We start from the raw sequence: 18270 nt of genomic DNA, 5'->3' as shown, positions 1-18270 counted from the left end.
TTGTAATTTGTAGATGACTTCCCGCTTTCGTCACGTCGCATTGATCGGCAAGTACCAGGCTTCCGGTGCCAGGGCACAGGCCGATGCGCGCGATGGCGTGATGGAAGATATCGGCGCTTTCCTGGAATCGCAAGGATGCACCGTGTTCGTCGAGAAATCGGCGGCCGAAGAAGCCGGGTCGGAGGCCCGGGTCGGCGGCCGCTACGAGCCGCTGAGCGTCGAGGAGATCGGGCAGCGCTGCGACCTCGGCCTGGTGGTGGGCGGCGACGGCACCATGCTGGGCATCGGCAGGCAGCTCGGCTGCTACGGCATTCCGCTGATCGGCATCAACCGCGGCCGGCTCGGCTTCATCACCGACATCCCGCTCGACAACTACCAGGCCACGCTGATTCCGATGCTCGCGGGCGAGTACGAGGAAGACCACCGCAGCCTCATGCATGCGCACGTCATGCGCGACGGCGCCTCGGTGTTCGAGGCGCTGGCCATGAACGACGTGGTGGTCAACCGCGGCGCCACCTCGGGCATGGTCGAACTGCGCGTGTCGGTCGGCCGGCATTTCGTGGCCAACCAGCGCGCCGACGGCCTGATCATCGCCACGCCCACGGGGTCAACGGCGTACGCGCTCTCGGCCGGCGGCCCGCTGTTGCATCCCGCGGTACCGGGCTGGGTGCTGGTGCCGATCGCGCCGCACACGCTGTCGAACCGGCCGGTGCTGCTGCCGGACGCCGACGAGATCGTGATCGAGCTCGTGTCGGGCCGCGACGCGAGCGCCAATTTCGACATGCAGTCGCTCGCATCCCTCGCGATCGGCGACCGCGTGGTTGTCCGCCGCTCCGACTACCGGGTGCGCTTCCTGCACCCGCGGGGCTGGAGCTATTTCGACACGCTGCGCAAGAAACTGCATTGGAACGAAGGGGGCTCCTGAATGGCGCTGCGACGCATCGCCCTGCGCGACTTCGTGATCGTGCGATCACTCGAACTCGACCTGTCGTCGGGTTTCACGGTGCTGACGGGTGAAACTGGCGCCGGCAAATCGATACTGATCGACGCCCTTCAGCTCGCACTCGGCAACCGCGCCGACGCGGGCGCGGTGCGCGAGGGCGCCGAACGGCTCGACGTGAGCGCCGAGTTCGATCCCGATCCGGCTTTCGACGCCTGGCTCGACGAGGGCGGATTCGAATCGGGCGACGCCCTGCTGCTGCGCCGCACGGTCGACCTGCAGGGCCGCAGCCGCGGCTGGATCAACGGCAGCCCGGCCACGGCCACGCAGCTGCGCGAACTCGGCGACCGGCTGCTCGACATCCACGGCCAGCATGCCTGGCAGAGCCTGACGCGGCCCGACGCGGTGCGCGGCCTGCTCGACGCCTATGCCGGCGCGCGCACCGACGCACTCGACGCCGCCTGGCAGGCCTGGCGCCAGGCGCTTTCGGCGCTCGACCATGCGCGCTCGGCACAGGATTCCCTGCAGCGCGAGCGCGAGCGGCTGCAGTGGCAGATCGCCGAAGTGGCGAAGCTGGCACCGGCCGAGGGCGAGTGGGAAGAGCTGTCGACCAACCACGCGCGCATCTCCAATGCACAAGCGCTCATCGATGCAGCGCAGGGCGCCAGCCAGGCGCTTGAAGATGACGACGGCGGCGCGCTCGCCGCGCTGTCGCGCGCGGTGACGCTGCTGCAGAACTGCGCGCACATCGAGCCCCAATTCCAGGCGCTCGGCGAGGTGCTCGCGTCGAGCGTGGCGCAGGCGTCCGATGCCGCCCATTCGCTGCACGGCTACCTGCGCAATGCCGAGGTCGACCCGCAGCGCCTTGCCGAACTCGACGAGCGCATGGGCCTGTGGATGTCGCTCGCGCGCCGCTACAAGCGCACGCCCGACGACCTTCCGGCGCTGCTGGCGGGCTGGCAGGCCGAGCTGCAGGCGCTCGATGCGCAAAGCGATCTCGACGGCCTCGAGCGCGCCGAGCAGGCCGCGCAGCAGGCCTACATGAAGGAAGCCAAGGCGCTTGCCAAGGCCCGCAAGCAGGCGGCACCGCGGCTTTCCGACGCCGTCACGCAGGCGATGCAGGGGCTCGGCATGCAGGGCGGCCGCTTCGAGGTCGCGCTGCAGCCACTCGCACAGCCCGGTCGCGCGGGGCTCGAAGAAGTCGCCTTTCTTGTGAGCGGCCATCCCGGCAGCACGCCGCGTCCGATCGGCAAGGTCGCCTCGGGCGGCGAACTCTCGCGCATCGCGCTGGCCATTGCCGTCACCACCAGCCAGCTCGGCGGCGCGCAGACGCTGATCTTCGACGAGGTCGATGCCGGCGTCGGCGGCGCGGTCGCCGAAACGGTCGGTCGACTCATGAACCAGCTCGGGCGCGACCGCCAGGTGCTGGCAGTCACCCACCTGCCGCAGGTCGCGGCCTGCGCCGACCACCACCTGGTGGTGGCCAAGCGCCAGGTGGCGGGCGGCGGCACCGAACCCGGCCCACGCGCCGAGAGCGGCGTCTCGCGGCTCGACGACGACAGCCGCGCACGCGAGATCGCGCGCATGCTCGGCGGCGAGAAGATGTCGCAAACCTCGCTCGCGCATGCCCGCGAGATGCTGGGCCACAAGACCTCGGCGGCGGTGCCATGAACCTCGACCTGGTGCTCATCACCGGCATGTCGGGGTCGGGCAAGTCGGTCGCGCTGCATGCGCTCGAAGACGCGGGCTACTACTGCGTCGACAACCTGCCGCCCGAACTGCTGACGCCCTTCATCGCACTGCAGCACGAGCAACAGGCCACGCGCGTGGCGATCGCCATGGACGTGCGCAGCGGCGTCTCGCTGCCAATCGTGCCGCAGCAGCTCGAGGCGCTGCGAAACGATGGCGTTTCGCTGCGTTCGCTGTTCCTCGACGCCACCACCGACGCGCTGCTGCGCCGCTATTCGGAAACCCGCCGGCGCCACCCGCTTTCGCGCCAGGAGCCCCGCACCAACCTGCCGGAGCAGGAGCGCGTGCTGACACAGGCCATCGAGCTCGAGCGCGAGTTGCTGGCCGACCTGCGCGACGGGGCCGACGTGATCGACACCAGCCTGATCCGGCCGGCCCAGTTGCAGAGCTATATCAAGGCCCTGATCTCGGCGCCGGAGAGCGCGCTGACGCTGGTGTTTGAATCGTTCGCCTTCAAGCGCGGCGTGCCGCTGGACGCCGACTTCGTGTTCGACGTGCGCATGCTGCCCAATCCGCACTACGTGCCCACGCTGCGCCCGCTCACGGGCCGCGACACGCCGGTGATCGACTGGCTGCGCGAGCACGACGACGTGGCGCGCATGTACGACGACATCGAGCAGTTTCTCTCGCGCTGGCTCGATGCGATGGCGCGCGATCACCGCAGCTATGTGACGATCGCGATCGGCTGCACCGGCGGCCAGCACCGCTCGGTGTTCCTGGTCGAGCAGCTGGCGCGCGCTTTCGGAGCGCGCTGGGGCGCACTCAAGCGCCATCGCGAACTCGACGCGGTCTAAACCAGCGAGGGCTGGCCCGCTTGCGCTTGCAGCAGCAGCTTGCGCACCGGCGCCGGCAGCCCGAGCCCGGTCCATTCGGCGGCGTCCACCCAGCGCGCGGCGTCGCCCATGGGCTGCGCGCCCTGCAGCAGCACCGGATGCAGGTGCAGGTCCTTGTGGGTGAGCACATGCACGAAGGGCGCCAGGTCTTCGGCCTGGCCCCAGGCCGATTCGGGCAGCGCCGCGAGCAGCGCTTCGCGACTGTCGAACACCGGCAGGCAGAAGAGGCCGGCCCAGATGCCTTTCGCCGGCCGCTTCTCGAGCCAGACGCGATCTTCGGCATCGCGTGCGAGCAGCACCCAAAGCGCCTGCGCGCTGCGCTTGAGCTTGCGGGTCTTGACGGGATAGCGCTCCGGCTCGCCTTCGCGGCGCGCAACGCAGTCGCCATTCACCGGGCAAATCATGCAACTCGGCTTGCGCGGCAGGCAGACCGTGGCGCCCAGGTCCATCAGCCCCTGCGTATAGCCCGCGATCGCTTCCGTCTCTTCCGCCGGTGGCAGCAGTTGTGTGGCTAGCGCCCAGAGTGCACGCTCCTGGGCGGCCGACGACAGGTCGCCGCCGAAGCCGAGCACGCGCGTCAGCACACGCTTGACGTTGCCATCGAGGATCGCGACGCGTTCGCCGTAGCAAAAGGCCGCGATGGCCGCGGCGGTGGAGCGGCCGATGCCGGGCAGGGTCATGAGTTCGGCGGCGGTACGCGGAAACTCGCCGCCGCAGCGCGCCACCACCTCCTGCGCGCAGCGGTGCATGTTGCGTGCGCGGCTGTAATAGCCCAGGCCGCTCCAAAGCCCGAAGACCTCGTCCTCGGTGCCTGCGGCAAGCTCGCGCACGCTCGGAAACCGCGCGAGAAAACGCGCGAAGTAGCCGAGCACCGTCGACACCTGCGTCTGCTGGAGCATCACCTCCGACAGCCAGACGCGGTAGGGATCGCGCGTGTTCTGCCAGGGCAGCTCGCTGCGGCCGTGGCTGCGCTGCCAGGCCACGATGCGCGCGGCGAAATCGGGTGGAAGCCGCTGCAGCGGCACCGCGCCGCCGCCCCGCTCGCGTTCAGGCCGCACGCAGTTCGCCGACAGGCGCCGGCACGGCAGGCCTTGCCTGTTGCGTGACCATCGAGGTGAATTCATGCAACCGCTGCTGCAGCTCGGTCAATCCGCGCTCCTGCGCGGCAAGTTCGAGCAGCCGCTCGTCGAGGCTGCCGGCCGCATTCTGGATGCGCTCGATGGCTTCGATGCGCTTGCGGAAGTTGCGGCGGCGCTCCCGCAGCTGCGCGTCGATCTGGGCGCTCGCGCCCTTGCTCCAGCGCTCGACCTCGGCCATCGCCGCCTCGTTGACGAGCCGCAGCCGGCTGGCGAGTGCACGCACCAGCTTGTCGCAGAAGTCGGCCTGCGCGAGCTTCAACAGGTTGCCCACGCCCAGGTAGTGCACATGGCTGCGCTCGATCTGGCTCAGCTCCTGCTCGAAGCCGGAGAGGTCGGGCTCGGCCGGCGCCTGCAGCGCAAAGCCCTGCTCGGCATTGAGCTGGCGGAAGGTGGCGTGGAGCATCGACTGGATCTCGGCCGTGGTGGCTTGCACCTCGCGCAGGTTGTTGCGCAGCGCGTCGAAGGTTTCGCCATACACCTTGCGCACGTTGAGCTTGACGCCCGAGCCCCTGAGCGCGGCCGAGAGCCGCACCATGTCGGCCTTGAGCGCGGTGCGGCCGAGCACCGCATACACCTCGCGCAGCAGCTTGCCCTGCACCGAACGCAACGCGAGGATGCGCGTGTGGCTGCCCTCGAAATCGGCCTGCTCCTGGTCGATGCGCGCACGCATGTGGCGGATCACCGAGACGTTCTTGCCGCGCAGGCCCTGCAGTTCGAGCGCCTGCTCCGACAGGTCGCGCTGGCGCACCTTCAGGATGCGCTCGGCCTCGGTGCGCAATGCCACCATGCCGCCATCGACCGCGAGCCGCAGCATGGTCTCGCGCCGGCCGAGCACGCCTTCGCCGAGCAGCGTCTCGAGCGCCGGCAGGCGGCTTGCGCCGAGCAGCCGCGCATCGCGCTGGATCTTGGCCTGCAGGCCCTTCTGTGCCGACACCGGCAGCACCTGCGCCAGCGGCACCTCGAGGAATTTGGCCGCGACTTCGCGCTGCCGCTCGATCTGCATCTCGATCTGCGCGGGCGTACTCAGCGCGTCCCAGAGCGTGTCGATCTTGTTGAGCACCACGAATCGCGTGTCGCTGCCTTCGTTTTCGGTGACCAGGTGTTCGCGCCAGATGGCAAGGTCGGACCGCGTCACGCCGGTCTCGGCGCCGAGGATGAAGACCACCGCATGCGCCTGCGGAATCAGGCTGACCGTGAGTTCGGGTTCGGCGCCGATCGCATTCAGGCCCGGGGTATCGAGGATCACCAGCCCCTGCTCGAGCAACGGATGCGGCATGTTCAGGATGGCGTGGCGCCAGCGCGGAATCTCGACCCGGCCTTCGGCGTCCTGCACCGGGTTGTCGTCGGGCGTCTCGTCGCTCCAGAAGCCCAGCGCGCGAGCCTCGTCCTTGACGACCCAGCGCACCTCGGCCACCTTGCCCATGGCCTGCGCCAGCTGGTCGGCATCGCCCATGTCGATCGCGATCTCGTTCCAGCGTGCCGGCTTCTCGCGCCAGTGCGTGAGCGAGTGGGGCTCGAGGCGGGTTTCGATCGGAAGCAGCCGCAGCTTGGGCGCCACCGCGGCGTCGTAGCCGAGCTCGGTCGGGCACATGGTCGTGCGGCCGGCGCTCGCCGGCATGATGCGGCGGCCGTAGCCCGCAAAGAAGATCGCGTTGATGAGCTCCGACTTGCCGCGCGAGAACTCCGCGACGAAGGCCACCATCACCTTGCTGGTGCGGATCTGCAGCTCGAGCCCGCGCAGGCGCTCGGCCACGGCTTGGTCGAGCAGCTCGTTCTCGTTCAACCAGCGCGACAGCCACTGGAGGCGATGCGCAAAATTGCTCCGCCAGGCACCGTGCTGGTCGAGTTGTTGATTGAAAGAGCGGCTCAAGGGGAAATGTAAAAGATTATTTACAAATATAGCACCGCAGGTCACCACGTGCCGCCGACAAGGCCGCCAGGAACTGCACCGAAGGCCCTATTTCTGGCACTTCGGACAATAGTAAGTGGAACGCTGCCCCTGGCGCAGTTGCCGGATCGGCGTTGCACAGACCCGACATGGCTCGCCCGCCCTTCCGTAGACCGCGGCCTCGAGCTGGAAGTAGCCGTTCTGTCCGTCCACGTTCGAAAAATCGCGCAGCGTGCTGCCGCCCTTCTCGACCGCCCTCGCGAGGATCTCGCGCACCGCGGCATGGAGGCGGGCCGCCCTCGGCCGGCTGATGCGCTCGGCCGGCAAAGTCGGCCGGATGCCGGCCTGGAACAGCGCCTCCGACGCATAGATGTTGCCGACGCCGACCACCACGTCGCCCGCGAGCAGCACCTGCTTCACCGCGGTGCGCCGCTTGCGCAGCCCGGCGTGAAAGGCATCGAGATCGAAGGCATCGCCCAGCGGCTCCATGCCGAGCCCGCCGAGCAGCTTGACGGCCCAGGGCGCGGCCTCGTCCTCGACGTACACCACCGCACCGAACCGGCGCGGATCGTTGAGCCGCAGGGTGCCGCGGTCGGTGACGAGATCGAAGTGGTCGTGTGCGCCGGGCGAAGGCAGCACCGCATCGAAGCGCAGGCTGCCCGACATGCCCAGGTGCAGCAGCAGCAGGCCGCGGTCCAGGTCGACCAGCAGGTATTTGCCACGCCGGCGCACCGCGCGCACCTGGCGCCCGATCAGCGTGCCGGGCTCGACCATCAGCGCCCAACGCAGCGGCTTGCCGATGCGCACCGCATCGATGCGCGCGCCGGCAATGCGCTCGGCGAATCCGCGCCGGGTCACTTCGACTTCGGGAAGCTCTGGCATGAAATGAAGACTCCGGGCTTCGACGAAGCCCCACGCGATGCTCGCTCAAAAGCTTGGATTATTATGGTTCGATGATTCCATCGCTCCGCCGACACCGCCTTGCGGCGGCCGCATCTCTCGTGCTGTTGGCATGTGCCGTCCAGGCGCAAACCTCCGATCCCGCCGCGCCCGACAGCCCCGCGCCCATCATCGAACGGCCCCTGCCCTTGCCGGCAAGTCCGGCGCGGCCCGCCACTGCCAAGCCCGCCAGCGAAGCCGCCGCTGCACAGCCTTCTGCGCTGACGGCCGAGCTGTTCTACGAGATCCTGATGGGCGAAATGACCGCGCGCAGCGGCGACCCGGGCTCGGGCTATGCGCTGGTGCTCGATGCGGCCAGGCGGCTGCGCGACGGCAAGCTGTTCCAGCGTGCGGTGGAAATCGCGCTGCAGTCGCGCTCGGGCGATGCGGCGCTTGCGGCCGCGCGCGCATGGCAGGAGGCGCTGCCGAATTCGCGCGATGCGCGCCGCATCGAACTGCAGATCCTGATCGCGCTCAATCGCATTGAGGAAAGCGTCGAGCCGCTGCGCGCAGAGGTCGCCGCCACGCCGCAGATCGAACGGCCGTTGCTGATGGCGGTGATCGTTCGCAATTACGCGCGTTCGCCCGACAAGAAGCTGGCCGCCTCGGTGGTCGAGCGGGCGCTGGCCGACGACCTCCGGAACCCCTCCACCGCCGGACTCGCATGGGCCACGGTCGGCCGGTTGCGTCTGAATGCCGGCGATCCGTCGGGCGCGCTCGAGGCCGCGTTCAGGGGCCAGGAGATCGCCCCCGCCTCCGACGCGCCGCCCGCGCTTGCGCTCGAATTGATCGGCCCGGGCCAACCGCTCGCGGAGCCGATCGTCACGCGCCACCTCGCGAACAACCCCAAGGCCTCGCCCGAGCTTCGCATCGCCTATGCGCGCGTGCTGGTCGAGAACCGGCGCTACACCGACGCCACCGCGCAATTGCAGGCGCTGACCTCGGCGCGGCCCGAGCTGGCCGAGCCTTGGCTGCTGGTCGGCAGCCTGCAGGCCCAGGCGCGGCAGGACGCGGCGGCCGAGACCTCGCTGAAGCGCTATGTCGAGCTCTCGGCAAGCCAGAAGGAAGAAGACGAACGCCAGCGCGGCACGACGCAGGCCTACCTCGTTCTCTCGCAACTGGCCGAGCGGCGCAAGGATTTCAACGGCGCCGAACACTGGCTCTCGCGCATCGAAAGCACCGAAGACCTCACGATCGCGCAGACGCGCCGTGCCGGCCTTCTCGCGCGCCAGGGCAAGCTGCCGCAGGCCCGCGAGATCATTCGCGCCCTGCCCGAGCGCAATGCCGACGAAAAAAAGCAGAAACTCCTCGCCGAAGTGCAACTGCTGCGCGAGGCCAAGCAATACCAGGCCGCCTACGACTTGCTCGTCCAGGCCGCCGCCGCAGCGCCCCAGGACAACGACCTGGTCTACGACCAGGCCATGATCGCCGAGAAGCTCAACCGCCTCGACGAGATGGAGCGCCTGCTGCGCCGGCTCATCGAACTCAAGCCCGACAACCAGAATGCGTACAACGCGCTCGGCTACTCGTTCGCCGATCGCAATATCCGCCTCGATGAGGCGCGCACGCTGATCCAGAAGGCAGTGCAGCTCGCGCCCGAGGATCCGTTCATCGCCGACAGCCTGGGCTGGGTCGAATTCAGGCTCGGCAACACCGCCGAGGCGCTGCGCATCCTCGAAGCGGCCTACAAGACCCGGCCCGATCCCGAGATCGGCGCGCATTTCGGCGAAGTGCTGTGGTCCGCCGGCCAGAAGGACCGCGCCGTCACGATCTGGAAGGAAGCCCTGCTGAGCGACGCCGAGAACGAGACGCTGCAGGAAACGCTCAAGCGCCTCCGGGTCAAGCCGTGAACACGATGGCGACCGACCCCGGGCGCCGGGGCCTGCTGGCGGCGGGCGCCGCGGCGCTGCTGGCGGCGGGCGCCGCGGCGCTGCTGGTGGCGAGCGGCTGCGCGCAGCTGCCCGGCCAGCGCACTCCGCAGGGTTCGGATTCGTGGAGCGGGCGCATGTCGCTGCGCATCGACACCCAGCCGGTCCAGACCTTCTCGGCCCTGTTCGACTTGCGCGGCTCGCCCGAAGCCGGCGAGCTCTCGCTCACCAGCCCGATCGGCAGCACGCTGGCCCAGTTGCACTGGGCACCGGGCGAGGCCCTGCTCAAGAACGGCAGCGAGGTCCGGCGCTTCGACTCGGTCGATGCGTTGATCGAGGCGGCCACCGGCGCGGCCATTCCGGTGGGCGCGCTGTTCGCCTGGCTCGCGGGCCGCAACGAGCCGGTGCCGGGCTGGCGCGCCGACCTCGCCCAGGTCGCGAACGGTCGCCTGCAGGCCACGCGCGAAGCACCGGGCCCCACGGCCGACCTGCGCATCGTGTTCGAGCGGTCATGAAGGCGATCTACGACCTTCCCGCGCCGGCCAAGCTCAACCTCTTCCTGCACATCACCGGCCGGCGCGATGACGGCTATCACCTGCTGCAGTCGGTCTTCATGCTGATCGACTGGTGCGACACGCTCCACGTCGAGTTGCGCCGCGACGGCCAGCTCAGCCGCGAAGACCTGACGACCGCGCTGCCACCCGACGACCTGGTACTGCGCGCGGCCCGGGCGCTCCAGGCCTATGCGCCGCCCGGCCTCGGAGCGCACATCGGCGTTGCCAAGTCGGTGCCCGCGCAGGCCGGCATGGGCGGCGGCTCCTCGGATGCCGCGACCTGCCTGCTGGCGCTGAACCGGCTCTGGCAGCTGGACCTTCCCCTGTCGCGGCTCGCCGAGATCGGCCTGGGCCTGGGGGCCGACGTGCCTTTCTTCCTGGGTGGGCGGAATGCCTGGGTCGAGGGAATCGGCGAACAGACCCGGCCCGTGTCGTTGCCCGCCGCGCGCTTCGCGGTGGTCAAGCCTCCCGAAGGACTCGACACCCGGTTAATTTTTTCTGCCCCCGATCTTCAACGCGCAACTCCTGTTGCTATAATCTCGGGCTTTGCTGCAGATAGCGAACAGCTTGAAGCTCCAGACCCTGATCACCGGTTCGGTGATGCGGTCTTCGACTTCGGCCACAACGACCTGCAGCCGGTTGCCCAGCGGCTTTGTCCCGCGGTTTCCGATGCCATCGAATGGCTCGGCACCCAAGGACTCCATGCCCGGATGACCGGCTCCGGAAGTTCGGTGTTCGCGAAAATGCCGCAAGCGCCGCACGAAGCGCAACTGGCCGAGGCCCCCACGGGCTGGCAGGTTCGTCAGTGCAGCAATCTGGCCGCTCACCCCCTCAAGGGATGGGCGACCTGAAAGATAATCGGATCTTCATCGGTCCGATGCGACATATATCGGTGGGTGGCGCAAGCCATCAACCTGTGTAGGGGAGTCGCCAAGTTGGTTAAGGCACTGGATTTTGATTCCAGCATGCAAAGGTTCGAATCCTTTCTCCCCTGCCAAATCTTTCGGGCTGCGGTCTCACCCACCGCGGCGCCTTGCAAACTGCGGCCCGAGGGCCGCAGTGTTTCTTCTGCAGCCCACCGGCTGCAATAATCGACGGCTCTCGAGCCGCCACACTTGAACTCTTTGGTGGCTTCCTCTTAGCCAATCGCACTGCCGGGACGCGCTCATGCAGGCCAATCACCCTGATTTCATGGTTTTCACCGGCAACGCCAATCCTGGCCTCGCCGCAGAAATCGCGCACAACCTCGGCACCTCGCTCGGTGCCGCGCGCGTGGGCCGCTTCTCCGACGGCGAGGTGACGGTCGAGATCAACCAGAACGTCCGCGCCCGCGATGTCTTCGTCGTGCAATCGACCTGCGCGCCGACCAACGAGAACCTCATGGAACTGCTGATCATGGTCGACGCGCTCAAGCGCGCTTCGGCCGGGCGGATCAGCGCCGTGATTCCCTACTACGGCTATGCCCGCCAAGACCGCCGCCCGCGTTCGAGCCGCGTGCCGATCTCGGCCAAGGTGGTGGCCAACCTGCTCGAAACGGTGGGCGTGGAGCGCGTGCTCACGATGGACCTGCACGCCGACCAGATCCAGGGCTTCTTCGACATCCCGGTCGACAACATCTATGCGTCGCCGGTGCTGCTGGGCGACCTGCGCCAGCGCAACTACGAAGACCTGATCGTGGTCTCGCCCGACGTCGGCGGCGTGGTGCGTGCGCGTGCGATCGCCAAGCAGCTCAACTGCGATCTGGCCATCATCGACAAGCGCCGCCCCAAGGCCAACGTCAGCGAAGTGATGAACGTGATCGGCGAGATCGACGGCCGCAACTGCGTGATCATGGACGACATGATCGACACCGCGGGCACGCTGGTGAAGGCGGCCGAGGTGCTCAAGGAGCGCGGCGCCAAGAGCGTCTATGCCTATTGCACGCACCCGATCTTCTCGGGCCCGGCCATCGAGCGCATCACGCAGTCGGCGATCGACGAAGTGGTCGTGACCAACACCATTCCCCTTTCCGACGGCGCCCTCGCCTGCGGAAAGATCCGCCAGCTTTCCGTGGCACCGCTGATCGCCGAGACGATCCAGCGCATTGCCAAGGGCGAGTCGGTGATGAGTTTGTTCTCGGACCAGGACAACCTGTTCTGACCGGGCAAAAAGCGGGCGCCCTCCACTTTGAGGAACGGCGCCCTTGTTGAACCGGAGTCGCACTGGTCGCGGTGGGCTCCCACAGGAGTTGTTATGAAATTCGTCGCTTTTGAGCGCGCAAAGCAGGGCACGGGTGCGAGCCGCCGTCTCCGCGTTACGGGCAAGACGCCCGGCATCGTCTACGGTGGCGAAGCCCAGCCGCAACTGATCGAGCTCGATCACAACGCGCTGTGGCACGCCCTCAAGAAGGAAGCGTTCCATTCGTCCGTCCTCGAGATGGAGCTCGCCGGCGCCACCACCAAGGTGCTGCTGCGCGACGTGCAATACCACCCGTTCCGCCAGCTGGTGCAGCACATCGACTTCCAGCGCGTCGATGCCAAGACCCGCCTGCACATGAAGGTGCCGCTGCACTACAAGGGTGAGGAAGAGTCCGACGCCGTCAAGCTCGAGCACAACCTCGTGACGCACGTGATGACCGAACTCGAAGTCAGCTGCATGCCCAAGGACCTGCCCGAGTTCATCGAGGTCGACCTGTCCGGCCTGAAGAAGCAAGCCACGCTGCACGTGAGCGACATCAAGCTGCCCCGCGGCGTGAAGTTCGTGAGCCACGGCAAGACGAACCCGGTCATCGTGTCGGCCGTGCCGCCGCTGGTCGCCGAAGAGCCCGTGCCCGCCACTGAAGGCGAAGCACCTGCCGAAGGCGCTGCTGCTGCTGCCGCCGCCGGCAAGCCCGCTGCCAAGACCGCGAAGAAGAAGTAATTCCTCGACGCTGCCGCCAAAGTGCCAAAGGCCCGCTTCGTGCGGGCCTTTTGCTTTGGCGCGGCCGGATAATTCAACGCCATGATCAAGCTGTTTGTCGGCCTCGGCAATCCGGGGCCCGAATACGAAGCCACCCGACACAACGCAGGGTTCTGGTGGATCGATGCGCTCGCGCGCGACTGGAAGCTCCACCTCGTGCCGGAGCGCAGCTACCACGGGCTGGCGGCCCGCGCGAACATCAACGGGCAAAGCGTCTGGCTGCTCGAGCCGCAGACCTTCATGAACCTGTCGGGCAAGTCGGTGGCCGCGCTCGCACGCTTCTTCAAGATCGCGCCCGAGGAGATCCTCGTGGTCCACGACGAGCTCGACGTGGTGCCTGGCCAGGCCAAGCTCAAGTTCGGCGGCAGCCATGCAGGCCACAACGGGCTGCGCGACATCCACGCCCAGCTCGGCACCGGCGACTACTGGCGCCTGCGCCTGGGCATCGGGCACCCCGGCGTGAAGTCGGAGGTGGTCAACTGGGTGCTCAGGAAGCCACTCAAGGAGCATCGCGATGCCATCGAGGACGCGATCGTGCGCACGCTGCATGCCGCCCCTGCCCTGGTGGCGGGCGAGATGGAGAAGGCCACGCTCCTGATCCACACGAGCAAACCGCCGCGGCCCAAGCCGCCACGGCGCGAACCCGGCGATGGAGGCGCGCCCGCCGCCACCTGACAAGCCGGCCCCGAGAGTGCGGGAGAAGAAAGAAGAAAAGGGAGAGAAAAACAATGCAGAAAAATGCAGAAAGCAGAAGCAGGCCCCGAAGAGGGCGCGCTGGCGCAGCCTTCGCCACGGCCGCGATTCTTTCGATCGCATGCGGTGTCTCCGGCGCCCCCGCATGGGCCCAGGGCTCGACGGCCTACCGCTGCGGCAACACCTACGGCGACCAGCCCTGCGCAGGCGGACAACGCCTGAAAGTGGACGATGCGCGCAGCGACGAGGATCGCCGCGCCGCGGAGGCGGCCACCCGCAGGAACGAAGCGCGCGCCGACCAGCTCGAGCGCAGCCGCCTGGCCCTGGAGCGGGGCGCCTACGAGCGCGACCAACGCGCAGCGCGCGAAGCCCGCCAGGCAGCCGTCGCCGAACGCAGGCTCGCAGCCTCCGAACGGCTCGCCGACGCGCGCGAGCGCAAGCTCGCGCTGGAACCGCGCGGGTCGAGCGCGCGGTTCGGCGGCGGCGTGCCGGCGGGAAAGCAGGCCTCTTCGCCCGATGGCAGCAAGAAAAAGAAACGAAGACCGCCGAGCGGGTCAGGGGTTCGTTGAATGCGCCGGCGGCGTCGATTCACCGGCAGCCGCCGCTGCTGCGGCTGCAGCTTTCGCCGCGGCGAGGCGCTCGAACTTCTGCCACAGCGTCTCGCGGCTCTCCACATGCTCGGGATGGATGGGGATGCACGCGACCGGGCACACCTGCACGCACTGCGGCTCGTCGAAGTGGCCCACGCACTCGGTGCATTTGCGCGGATCGATCTCGTAGAACTCGGCGCCCATGTAGATCGCATCGTTCGGGCACTCGGGCTCGCAGACATCGCAGTTGATGCATTCGTCGGTGATCATGAGAGCCATGCCCGATTATCGCGAACAAGGCACGCCTATTGCGTGAGTCGGGTTATGCTGCGCCCCGTCCCATGAGCCTGTTCATTCTCAAGCGCCTCGCCACACTGATCGGCACGCTGATCGGCGCCTCCGTCATCGTTTTCCTCGTCCTGGAGATCCTGCCCGGCAATGCCGCGCAGCTGCTCATGGGACCCGACGCCGCGCCCGAGTCGGTGGCTGCGCTCGCTGCCAAGCTCGGCCTCGACCAGCCCGCCTGGACCCGCTACTGGCACTGGATCGCCGGTCTGCTGACCGGCGAACTCGGCGACAGCTATGCCTACAGCTCGCCGGTGCTCGACTTGATCCTCGAACGGCTCGCGCTCACCGTGCCGCTCGCGCTGCTGGCGATGGCCTTCACCACCGTGCTCGCGCTGCTGGTCGGCGTGACCGCGGCGGCGCGCCACAACAAGCTCGGCGACGTGGGGCTCATGGGCCTGACGCAGGTGGGCGTCGCCATTCCCAACTTCTGGTTCGCGATCCTGCTGATCCTGGTGTTCTCGGTCCAGCTCCAGTGGTTCTCGGCGGGCGGCTTTGGCGGCTGGAGCGAAGGCATCTTCGCGGGCTTCAAGTCGCTGCTGCTGCCGGCGCTGTCGCTGGCCGTGGTGCAAGCGGCGATCCTCGCGCGCATCACGCGGTCGGCGGTGCTCGAGGTGATGCGCGAGGACTTCGTGCGCACCGCACGCGCCAAGGGCGTCTCGCAGCGCGCGGCACTCTGGACCCATGTGCTGCGCAACGCCATGATCCCCGTCGTCACGGTCATGGGCATGCAGTTCGCCGAACTGCTCGCCGGCACCATCGTGATCGAGAAGGTGTTCTATCTGCCCGGCCTCGGGCGGCTCATCTTCGAGGCCATCGGCAACCGCGACCTGATCGTGGTGCGCAACTGCGTGATGCTGCTCGCGGCCATGGTGGTCATCGTGAATTTCGTGGTCGACGTGCTGTATGCCGTGATCGACCCGCGCATCAAGGCCAGCGATATATGAGCGCCACCACAGTCCCGAGCGCAGCGGCGCTCAAGGTCCCCGGATTCTGGCGCCGCGCACTGCGGCACCGCAGCTTCGTCATAGGCGGCGTGCTCACGCTGCTGCTGCTCGTCGCGGCCGCCCTCTCGCTGGTTTGGACGCCCTTCTCGCCCTACGAGATCGACATGGCCAACAAGCTGCAGCCGCCGTCGGGCACGCACTGGCTCGGCACCGAGGCCTATGGCCGCGACGTGGCCTCGCTGCTGCTCGTGGGCGCGCGCGCCTCGATCCTCGTGGGCGTGATCGCGGTCGGCATCGGGCTCGTGATCGGCACCGCGCTCGGGCTCCTGGCCGCGGCACGGCGCGGCTGGGTCGAGGAAACGATCATGCGGCTGACCGATTTCACGCTCGCGTTTCCGGCCATCCTGTCGGCCATCATGATGACGGCCGTGTTCGGCGCCGGCATCGTCAACGCGATCATCGCGATCGGCATCTACAACATCCCGACCTTCGCGCGCATCACGCGCGCATCGGCCAACGCCATCTGGTCGCGCGAGTACGTGGCCGCGGCACGCGCCTGCGGCAAGGGCCCGTTCGCCATCACGATGCAGCACGTGCTGCCGAACATCTCGGCCGTGCTGATCGTGCAGATCACCATCCGCTTCGCGATCGCGATCCTGGCCGAGGCGGCACTGTCGTTCCTGGGCCTGGGCACGCAGCCGCCGCAGCCTTCGTGGGGCCGCATGCTGAGCGAGGCGCAGACGATGATGTTCCAGTCGCCGTTGCTCGCGGTGTTCCCGGGCATGGCGATCGTGCTGGCGGTGCTCGGCCTCAACCTGCTCGGTGACGGCCTGCGCGACCTGCTCGACCCGCGCCTCGCGCGCGCCCGGTGACCGGCATGCCACTTCTCCAAGTCAAGGACCTGCACATCGAACTGCAGACGCAGCGCGGCCCCGCCGAGGCCGTGCGCGGCATCGACTTCACGCTCGAGCGCGGCGAGACGATGGGCATCGTGGGCGAATCGGGCTGCGGCAAGTCGATCACGGTGCAGTCGCTGATGGGGCTGCTGCCATCGACCGCACGGGTCAGCGGCAGCATCCGCTTCGACGGCACCGAGCTCGTCGGACAAGACGAAAAAACCATGTGTCGCATCCGCGGCAACCGCATCGGCATGATCTTCCAGGAACCGATGACGGCGCTGAATCCGGTGCACACCATCGTGCGCCAGGTCGGCGAGCCGCTACGGCTGCACCGCGGTCTGTCTCGGGCCGACGCCCGCAAGGAGGCGCTGGCGCTGCTCGAGCGCGTGGGCATTCCCGATGCGGCGTCGCGGCTCGATGCCTATCCGCACCAGTTCTCGGGCGGCCAGCGCCAGCGCATCGGCATTGCGATGGCGCTGGCCTGCGGACCCGACCTGCTGATCGCCGACGAACCCACCACCGCGCTCGACGTCACGATCCAGAAGCAGATCCTCGCCTTGATCCAGGAACTGGTCGCGGAACGCGGCATGGCGCTGATCCTGATCTCGCACGACCTCGGCGTGATCGCCCAGAGCGTGTCGAAGATGCTGGTGATGTACGGCGGCAGCGTGGTCGAGAGCGGCCCGACCGAGGCCGTGTTCGCCGCGCGCGCGCATCCGTACACCCAGGGCCTGTTCGCCGCACGCCCGGCGCTCGGTGCACCGCGCGGCGTGCGCCTCGCGACCATCCGCGGCAGCGTGCCCGAACTCGTCGACCTGCCGCCCGGCTGCCCGTTCGCGGGCCGCTGCCACTACACCGTCGACGCCTGCCACGCGATCCGCCCGCCGCCCGCCATGCTGCGGCACGAACATGCCGTGCGCTGCATCCGCCTGCCCGAGATCGCCGCGGAAGGCGCACTCGCACCATGAACCAGACCAACGAAGCGTCGACCGCACCGCTGCTGCTCGAGGTGAAAGACCTCGTGCGCCACTACGCGCTGCCGCGCGAGAGCCTGTTCGGAGCCCCACCGCTCGTGAAGGCGCTCAACGGCGTGAGCTTCGAGGTAGCGGCGGGCCGCAGCCTCGGCATCGTCGGCGAATCCGGCTCGGGCAAGTCGACCATCGCGCGCCTCGTGATGGCGCTCGACACGCCCACCTCGGGCAGCGTGCACATGCTGGGCCGCGACCTGCACCGGCTGCCGAAGCGCGAGCTGCGAACCGCGCGGCGCGATTTCCAGATGGTGTTCCAGGACCCCTACGGCTCGCTCGACCCGCGCCAGACGGTGGCGCGCGTCGTGGCCGAACCGCTCGAGGCGCTGGCCGAGACCGGCCGCGCCGAGCAGCGCGAGCGCGCGGCGGAGGCGCTCGCCGCAGTGGGCCTGCGCAGCACCGACATGGACAAGTACCCGCACGAGTTCTCGGGCGGCCAGCGCCAGCGCATCGCGATCGCGCGCGCGCTCATCACGCGTCCGAAGCTCATCGTGGCCGACGAGCCGGTGAGTGCGCTCGACGTGTCGGTGCAGGCGCAGGTGCTCAATCTCATGCAGGACCTGCAGCAGCAGTTCGGCATCAGCTACCTGCTCATCAGCCACGACCTCGCGGTGGTCAACCACCTCTGCGACGAGGTCTGCGTGGTGTGGAAGGGGCAGATCGTCGAGCAGGGTCCGCCCGGCGAGCTCTTCCGCCATGCGCAGCATCCGTACACGCGCACGCTGCTCGATGCCGTGCCGCGCGCACCCGCCGGCGGCACCGTGCTCGCGGCCTGAACCGGTCCGGCCGAAGCCGCATCCGGGAACGTCCCGAGGAAAAACCACCCGGCGCGGCCATCGGCTTCGCCTTCGCTGCGAGAGAATGAGCCCTCCGCGCCTGGCATCTTTCGTGCTGCGTGCATTTCATCGTCATTCCGGAGAT

At 68.3% G+C, this 18270-nt stretch carries 18 protein-coding genes and 1 tRNA gene; 15 read left to right on the top strand and 4 right to left on the bottom strand.

Annotated elements, in window-relative coordinates; all coding sequences use genetic code 11:
- Positions 1 to 13: 13 nt before the first annotated feature.
- From AC3A6G_RS24215 to rapZ, 3 genes are read left to right on the top strand one after another with little or no spacing between them, the layout of a single operon-like run.
- Positions 14 to 925, top strand: a complete 912-nt coding sequence (locus AC3A6G_RS24215; protein WP_487862731.1) for an NAD kinase — start codon at positions 14 to 16, stop codon at positions 923 to 925.
- Positions 926 to 2611 carry a DNA repair protein RecN gene (gene recN, locus AC3A6G_RS24210; RefSeq protein WP_487874803.1) on the top strand — a complete coding sequence of 562 codons (1686 nt, stop codon included), beginning with the start codon at positions 926 to 928 and terminating at the stop codon, positions 2609 to 2611.
- The gene (rapZ, locus tag AC3A6G_RS24205) at positions 2608 to 3483 is read left to right on the top strand and encodes an RNase adapter RapZ (RefSeq protein ID WP_487865661.1); all 876 of its coding nucleotides are present in this window, start codon (positions 2608 to 2610) and stop codon (positions 3481 to 3483) included. The genes recN and rapZ overlap by 4 nt, the downstream gene beginning before the upstream one ends.
- Here rapZ and mutY read toward each other — a convergent pair.
- From mutY to mutM, 3 genes are all read right to left on the bottom strand, one after another.
- The gene (gene mutY, locus AC3A6G_RS24200; RefSeq protein ID WP_487874802.1) at positions 3480 to 4580 is read right to left on the bottom strand and encodes an A/G-specific adenine glycosylase; all 1101 of its coding nucleotides are present in this window, start codon (positions 4578 to 4580) and stop codon (positions 3480 to 3482) included. The genes rapZ and mutY overlap by 4 nt on opposite strands.
- Positions 4570 to 6531: a dynamin family protein gene (locus AC3A6G_RS24195; protein ID WP_487865659.1), complete on the bottom strand. Its 1962-nt coding sequence runs from the start codon at positions 6529 to 6531 to the stop codon at positions 4570 to 4572. The genes mutY and AC3A6G_RS24195 overlap by 11 nt, the downstream gene beginning before the upstream one ends.
- An 87-nt stretch (positions 6532 to 6618) precedes the next feature.
- Positions 6619 to 7431 carry a bifunctional DNA-formamidopyrimidine glycosylase/DNA-(apurinic or apyrimidinic site) lyase gene (gene mutM, locus AC3A6G_RS24190; RefSeq protein WP_487874801.1) on the bottom strand — a complete coding sequence of 271 codons (813 nt, stop codon included), beginning with the start codon at positions 7429 to 7431 and terminating at the stop codon, positions 6619 to 6621.
- 71 nt (positions 7432 to 7502) lie between these two features.
- On the opposite strand from mutM, the gene AC3A6G_RS24185 reads away from it, so the two are divergent.
- The 8 genes from AC3A6G_RS24185 to AC3A6G_RS24150 all read left to right on the top strand — a co-directional run bounded on the left by AC3A6G_RS24185 (position 7503) and on the right by AC3A6G_RS24150 (position 14109).
- On the top strand, positions 7503 to 9338 hold the full coding sequence (locus AC3A6G_RS24185; RefSeq protein WP_487874800.1) for a tetratricopeptide repeat protein: 1836 nt from the start codon (positions 7503 to 7505) through the stop codon (positions 9336 to 9338).
- A gap of 5 nt (positions 9339 to 9343) precedes the next feature.
- Complete coding sequence (locus tag AC3A6G_RS24180) at positions 9344 to 9871, top strand: lipoprotein insertase outer membrane protein LolB (RefSeq protein ID WP_487874799.1); 528 nt, start codon at positions 9344 to 9346, stop codon at positions 9869 to 9871.
- Positions 9868 to 10761 carry a 4-(cytidine 5'-diphospho)-2-C-methyl-D-erythritol kinase gene (gene ispE / locus AC3A6G_RS24175; protein WP_487874798.1) on the top strand — a complete coding sequence of 298 codons (894 nt, stop codon included), beginning with the start codon at positions 9868 to 9870 and terminating at the stop codon, positions 10759 to 10761. The genes AC3A6G_RS24180 and ispE overlap by 4 nt, the downstream gene beginning before the upstream one ends.
- 69 nt (positions 10762 to 10830) lie before the next feature.
- Positions 10831 to 10907: transfer RNA gene (locus AC3A6G_RS24170), tRNA-Gln, on the top strand.
- 170 nt (positions 10908 to 11077) lie between these two features.
- Positions 11078 to 12049 carry a ribose-phosphate pyrophosphokinase gene (locus AC3A6G_RS24165; RefSeq protein WP_487862739.1) on the top strand — a complete coding sequence of 324 codons (972 nt, stop codon included), beginning with the start codon at positions 11078 to 11080 and terminating at the stop codon, positions 12047 to 12049.
- Positions 12050 to 12142: 93 nt separating this feature from the next.
- Positions 12143 to 12808 carry a 50S ribosomal protein L25/general stress protein Ctc gene (locus AC3A6G_RS24160; protein WP_487874797.1) on the top strand — a complete coding sequence of 222 codons (666 nt, stop codon included), beginning with the start codon at positions 12143 to 12145 and terminating at the stop codon, positions 12806 to 12808.
- 81 nt (positions 12809 to 12889) lie between these two features.
- Positions 12890 to 13522 carry an aminoacyl-tRNA hydrolase gene (pth, locus tag AC3A6G_RS24155; RefSeq protein WP_487865654.1) on the top strand — a complete coding sequence of 211 codons (633 nt, stop codon included), beginning with the start codon at positions 12890 to 12892 and terminating at the stop codon, positions 13520 to 13522.
- Between the two features lie 242 nt (positions 13523 to 13764).
- Positions 13765 to 14109 carry a hypothetical protein gene (locus AC3A6G_RS24150; protein ID WP_487862904.1) on the top strand — a complete coding sequence of 115 codons (345 nt, stop codon included), beginning with the start codon at positions 13765 to 13767 and terminating at the stop codon, positions 14107 to 14109.
- Here the strand turns inward: AC3A6G_RS24150 and AC3A6G_RS24145 are convergent.
- Positions 14095 to 14409: a YfhL family 4Fe-4S dicluster ferredoxin gene (locus tag AC3A6G_RS24145; RefSeq protein ID WP_487862903.1), complete on the bottom strand. Its 315-nt coding sequence runs from the start codon at positions 14407 to 14409 to the stop codon at positions 14095 to 14097. The two genes, AC3A6G_RS24150 and AC3A6G_RS24145, sit on opposite strands and share 15 nt — an antisense overlap.
- Before the next feature lie 62 nt (positions 14410 to 14471).
- Between AC3A6G_RS24145 and AC3A6G_RS24140 the strand changes: the two genes are divergently transcribed.
- Genes AC3A6G_RS24140 through AC3A6G_RS24125 form a run of 4 tightly spaced genes read left to right on the top strand, consistent with a single transcriptional unit; the run spans position 14472 to position 18125 of the window.
- Positions 14472 to 15422, top strand: a complete 951-nt coding sequence (locus tag AC3A6G_RS24140; protein WP_487874796.1) for an ABC transporter permease — start codon at positions 14472 to 14474, stop codon at positions 15420 to 15422.
- A complete protein-coding gene (locus AC3A6G_RS24135) occupies positions 15419 to 16294 on the top strand; it encodes an ABC transporter permease (protein ID WP_487862901.1) in 876 nt (291 codons plus the stop codon). Before AC3A6G_RS24140 ends, AC3A6G_RS24135 begins: the two co-directional genes overlap by 4 nt.
- Before the next feature lie 5 nt (positions 16295 to 16299).
- Entirely contained in the window at positions 16300 to 17289 is a 990-nt protein-coding gene (locus AC3A6G_RS24130; protein WP_487865651.1) for an ABC transporter ATP-binding protein, read from the top strand.
- A complete protein-coding gene (locus AC3A6G_RS24125; RefSeq protein ID WP_487865650.1) occupies positions 17286 to 18125 on the top strand; it encodes an ATP-binding cassette domain-containing protein in 840 nt (279 codons plus the stop codon). The genes AC3A6G_RS24130 and AC3A6G_RS24125 overlap by 4 nt, the downstream gene beginning before the upstream one ends.
- Positions 18126 to 18270 lie beyond the last annotated feature (145 nt).

The sequence above is a fragment of the Variovorax sp. Soil_C_26 genome (assembly GCF_057657075.1).
The sequence above is the reverse complement of the archived record's forward strand: the minus strand, read 5'-3'. Positions and strand labels throughout refer to the sequence as shown.

What these genes read in the sequence shown, in the direction of transcription:
- ispE (WP_487874798.1), top strand. Translation starts at nt 9,868, where the DNA reads ATGAAGGCGATCTACGACCTTCCCGCGCCGGCCAAGCTCAACCTCTTC.
- AC3A6G_RS24140 (WP_487874796.1), top strand. Translation starts at nt 14,472, where the DNA reads ATGAGCCTGTTCATTCTCAAGCGCCTCGCCACACTGATCGGCACGCTG.
- AC3A6G_RS24165 (WP_487862739.1), top strand. Translation starts at nt 11,078, where the DNA reads ATGCAGGCCAATCACCCTGATTTCATGGTTTTCACCGGCAACGCCAAT.
- AC3A6G_RS24135 (WP_487862901.1), top strand. Translation starts at nt 15,419, where the DNA reads ATGAGCGCCACCACAGTCCCGAGCGCAGCGGCGCTCAAGGTCCCCGGA.
- AC3A6G_RS24160 (WP_487874797.1), top strand. Translation starts at nt 12,143, where the DNA reads ATGAAATTCGTCGCTTTTGAGCGCGCAAAGCAGGGCACGGGTGCGAGC.
- pth (WP_487865654.1), top strand. Translation starts at nt 12,890, where the DNA reads ATGATCAAGCTGTTTGTCGGCCTCGGCAATCCGGGGCCCGAATACGAA.
- AC3A6G_RS24215 (WP_487862731.1), top strand. Translation starts at nt 14, where the DNA reads ATGACTTCCCGCTTTCGTCACGTCGCATTGATCGGCAAGTACCAGGCT.
- rapZ (WP_487865661.1), top strand. Translation starts at nt 2,608, where the DNA reads ATGAACCTCGACCTGGTGCTCATCACCGGCATGTCGGGGTCGGGCAAG.
- AC3A6G_RS24145 (WP_487862903.1), bottom strand. Translation starts at nt 14,409, where the DNA reads ATGGCTCTCATGATCACCGACGAATGCATCAACTGCGATGTCTGCGAG.
- AC3A6G_RS24185 (WP_487874800.1), top strand. Translation starts at nt 7,503, where the DNA reads ATGATTCCATCGCTCCGCCGACACCGCCTTGCGGCGGCCGCATCTCTC.
- recN (WP_487874803.1), top strand. Translation starts at nt 926, where the DNA reads ATGGCGCTGCGACGCATCGCCCTGCGCGACTTCGTGATCGTGCGATCA.
- mutM (WP_487874801.1), bottom strand. Translation starts at nt 7,431, where the DNA reads ATGCCAGAGCTTCCCGAAGTCGAAGTGACCCGGCGCGGATTCGCCGAG.
- AC3A6G_RS24130 (WP_487865651.1), top strand. Translation starts at nt 16,300, where the DNA reads ATGCCACTTCTCCAAGTCAAGGACCTGCACATCGAACTGCAGACGCAG.
- AC3A6G_RS24125 (WP_487865650.1), top strand. Translation starts at nt 17,286, where the DNA reads ATGAACCAGACCAACGAAGCGTCGACCGCACCGCTGCTGCTCGAGGTG.
- AC3A6G_RS24180 (WP_487874799.1), top strand. Translation starts at nt 9,344, where the DNA reads ATGGCGACCGACCCCGGGCGCCGGGGCCTGCTGGCGGCGGGCGCCGCG.